Origin of the sequence: Rhizobacter sp., assembly GCF_031412075.1 — a bacterium.
In the GTDB taxonomy this organism is placed as follows: Bacteria; Pseudomonadota; Gammaproteobacteria; order Burkholderiales; family Burkholderiaceae_C; genus Rhizobacter.
Map to the genome: position 1 here is coordinate 1 of NZ_JANOCG010000337.1, position 3327 is coordinate 3327.

General features: G+C 62.5%; 6 protein-coding genes. 4 read left to right on the forward strand and 2 right to left on the reverse strand.

Features of this window, described 5'->3' with window-relative positions; genetic code table 11:
• From RMO40_RS12550 to RMO40_RS12565, 4 genes are all read left to right on the forward strand, one after another.
• Positions 1-591: ribose-phosphate diphosphokinase (locus RMO40_RS12550; protein WP_309721478.1), on the forward strand; the 591-nt coding region annotated here is incomplete at its 5' end.
• A gap of 102 nt (positions 592-693) precedes the next feature.
• Positions 694-1338 carry a 50S ribosomal protein L25/general stress protein Ctc gene (locus tag RMO40_RS12555; RefSeq protein WP_309721481.1) on the forward strand — a complete coding sequence of 215 codons (645 nt, stop codon included), beginning with the start codon at positions 694-696 and terminating at the stop codon, positions 1336-1338.
• 112 nt (positions 1339-1450) lie between these two features.
• Entirely contained in the window at positions 1451-2083 is a 633-nt protein-coding gene (gene pth / locus RMO40_RS12560; RefSeq protein ID WP_309721486.1) for an aminoacyl-tRNA hydrolase, read from the forward strand.
• Positions 2080-2472 carry a hypothetical protein gene (locus RMO40_RS12565; protein ID WP_309721489.1) on the forward strand — a complete coding sequence of 131 codons (393 nt, stop codon included), beginning with the start codon at positions 2080-2082 and terminating at the stop codon, positions 2470-2472. Before pth ends, RMO40_RS12565 begins: the two co-directional genes overlap by 4 nt.
• On the opposite strand, the gene RMO40_RS12570 is transcribed toward RMO40_RS12565, so the two are convergent.
• A complete protein-coding gene (locus RMO40_RS12570) occupies positions 2469-2720 on the reverse strand; it encodes a YfhL family 4Fe-4S dicluster ferredoxin (protein ID WP_309721492.1) in 252 nt (83 codons plus the stop codon). The genes RMO40_RS12565 and RMO40_RS12570 overlap by 4 nt on opposite strands.
• Positions 2721-2742: 22 nt before the next feature.
• Positions 2743-3243: a pantetheine-phosphate adenylyltransferase gene (coaD, locus tag RMO40_RS12575; RefSeq protein ID WP_309721494.1), complete on the reverse strand. Its 501-nt coding sequence runs from the start codon at positions 3241-3243 to the stop codon at positions 2743-2745.
• Positions 3244-3327 lie beyond the last annotated feature (84 nt).

The window sequence follows — 3327 nt, forward strand, 5'->3', positions numbered from 1 at the left end:
CGCCTGCTGACCATGGACCTGCACGCCGACCAGATCCAGGGCTTCTTCAACATCCCGGTCGACAACATCTACGCCTCGCCGGTGCTGCTGTCTGATCTGCAGAGCAAGCGCTACACCGACCTGGTGGTCGTGTCGCCCGACGTGGGCGGTGTGGTGCGGGCCCGGGCGCTGGCCAAACAGCTCAACTGCGACCTGGCCATCATCGACAAGCGCCGCCCCAAGGCGAACGTGTCGGAAGTGATGCACGTCATCGGTGACATCGACGGCCGCAACTGCGTGATCATGGACGACATGATCGACACCGCCGGCACGCTGGTCAAAGCCGCCGATGTGCTCAAGGAGCGTGGCGCCAAGAGCGTGTACGCCTATTGCACCCACGCCGTGTTCTCGGGCCCGGCCATCGAGCGCATCAAGGCCTCGCAGCTCGATGAAGTCGTGATCACCAACACCATCCCGCTCAGCGACGATGGCAAAAAATGTTCGAAGGTTCGCCAGCTGTCGGTGGCCTTCTTGTTCGCCGAAACCATCCGTCGCATTTCAGACGGTGAATCGGTGACCTCCCTGTTTGCGGAGCAGAACAACAACTTCTGATCTGCAACACCGCGGTGCACCTCGTGTGTGCCGTTTCGCCGGGTCGCAAGACCTGTTTTTTGACGCTTGGTCGCGGGCGTCAATCCATGTTTGGAGAACACCATGAAATTCGTCGCTTTTGAGCGCACATTGCAGGGGACCGGAGCGAGCCGCCGCCTGCGCCTGGCCAACAAGGTGCCGGGTATTGTTTACGGCGCTGGCACGCCCTCGATGATCGAACTCGATCACAACGCCCTCTTCCACGCGCTGAAGAAGGAAGCCTTCCACTCGACCATTTTGGAGATGGAACTGGGTGGCAAGACCGAGCAAGTGCTGCTGCGTGACTACCAGCTGCACCCCTTCCGCCAGATCGTGTTGCACATCGACTTCCAGCGCGTCGATGCCACCACCAAGATCACCAAGAAAGTGCCGCTGCACTTCATCAACGAAGAAACCTCGCCGGCCGTCAAGACAGACTCCTGCCTGGTGAACCACGTCGTCACCGAATTGCGCATCCAGTGCCTGGCTTCTGCCCTGCCGGAGTTCCTGACCGTTGACCTGGCCAACCTGACCAAGGGCCAGGCCATGCACGTGAGCGACCTGAAGCTGGCCGAAGGCATCACCGTCGTGACACAAGGCAAGCCGAACCCGGTGATCGTGTCGACTTCGGTGCAAGCTGCCGAAGAAGAAGTGGTCGTCGCGCCGGTGGCAGTGGCTGCCCCCGCAGGCAAAGCCCGCAAGGTCGAAAAGATCAACAACAAGAAGTAAGTCCTTCTTCGGAAGGTCTGCAAGCCCCGCTTTGGCGGGGCTTTTTTATGCCCGTGCCACCGCTTTGGCGGGGCTTCTTTTTGCCGAGGCGGCCCGGATAATCTGCGACACCATGATTCGATTGTTTGTTGGCCTGGGCAACCCCGGCCCTGAATACGAAGCCACCAACCACAACGCCGGGTTCTGGTGGATCGACGCCGTGGCGCGTGAGCTCAAGGCCTCGCTCGTCCCCGATCGCAGCTACTTCGGCCTGGTCGCACGCGTGAACCGGCCCGGTGATCAGGGCCCGCTGTGGTTGTTGCAGCCGCAAACCTCCATGAACCTGTCGGGCAAATCGGTGGCCGCGCTGGCGCGCTTCTTCAAGATTGCACCCGAAGAAATCCTGGTGGCACACGACGAGCTCGACCTGCAGCCGGGACAGGTGAAGTTCAAGCGCAGCGGTGGCCACGGCGGCCACAACGGGCTGCGCGACATCCACGCCCAATTGGGCACACCAGATTACTGGCGCTTGCGCATCGGCATCGGACACCCGGGTGTCAAAGCCGAGGTGGTCGACTACGTGCTGCGCAAGCCCTCGCCCACCCACCGCGAAGCCATTCACGAGAGCATCGCCAGGACGCTGCCGGTGCTCGATCTCATCCTCGCCGGTGACATGGAGCGCGCCACGATAAAGATCACCGCCAAACCGCCGCGGCCCAAGCCGCCTCGGCCTGAAGGCCTGGGGACGCCGGAGCCCAAGCCGTGAAGGTGCTGGCCTTGCTGGCTGTGAGCCTGGTCTGCGCTGGGGCGCAGGCTCAGACCGTCTACCGCTGCGGCCCCGAGGGCCGCGAGTACTCACAGGTACCGTGCCCGCAAGGCCGTGCCGTGACTGTGAGTGACGAACGCAGTGAGCAGCAGCGCTCCGCTGCCGAAGCGCGGGTGCGCGAGGATCAGGCCCTCGGCGAGGGTCTGGAGCGTGAGCGCCAGCGCAGGGAGTCAGTCAAACCGGCACTGGCCGGCAAGATCGATGGCCGCCCCACACAGGCAGGACCAATCGCCGTGGCAGCCAAATCTTCAAAGAAGAAAAGGGCCAAGAAACTCGCCACTGGCGACTTCGTGGCCATCGCGCCAGTCAAAAAAGCGAAAAGTCGTTAGACCGCCGCCTGCAGCCGGCGGTATTTTTCCCACAGGCTTTCTTTCGACTCCACATGCTGCGGGTCGACCGGGATGCAATTCACCGGGCACACCTGCACACACTGCGGCTCATCGAAGTGGCCCACACACTCGGTGCACTTGGCCGGGTTGATCTCGTAGATCTCGGGCCCGAGGTAGATCGCCTGGTTGGGGCACTCGGGTTCACAGACATCGCAGTTGATGCAGTCGTCGGTGATCAAAAGGGCCATGGTGGGGTACTGCTTAGGAGGACTACGCGCCGGCGTTCACACGCTGCTGTAGCCGCTGGAGCACCGAGGGTGACACAAACTTGGAAACATCACCCTTCAAGGTGGCAATCTCGCGCACGAAGGTGCCCGAGACAAACTGGAACTGGTCGCTGGGCGTGAGGAACACGGTTTCCACCTTGGGCATCAGCGTGCGATTCATGCCGGCCATCTGGAACTCGTATTCGAAGTCGCTCACCGCCCGCAGGCCGCGCACCACCACCTTGCCGCCGTGGCTCATGACGAAGTCGCTGAGCAGGCCGTCGAAGGCGATCACTTCCACGTTGGGGTGTTTGGCGGCCAGCTCGGTGGCGATCTCCAGGCGCTCTTCCAACGTGAACATGGTTCGCTTGTGGTGGCCGGTGGCGACCGCCAGGATCAGCCGCTCGAACAGGCGGCTGGCACGGCGCATCAGGTCCTCATGGCCGAGGGTCATCGGGTCGAAGGTGCCGGGGTAGACGGCGGTGAGGCGGGTCACGGAGGTCAAGGCACGTTCCTTCCAATCTGCACAACAAGTGTGCAGGCAGTTTAGCCGGGCTCGCCGCGCTGGATCAGGTGGAAATGCACCGCG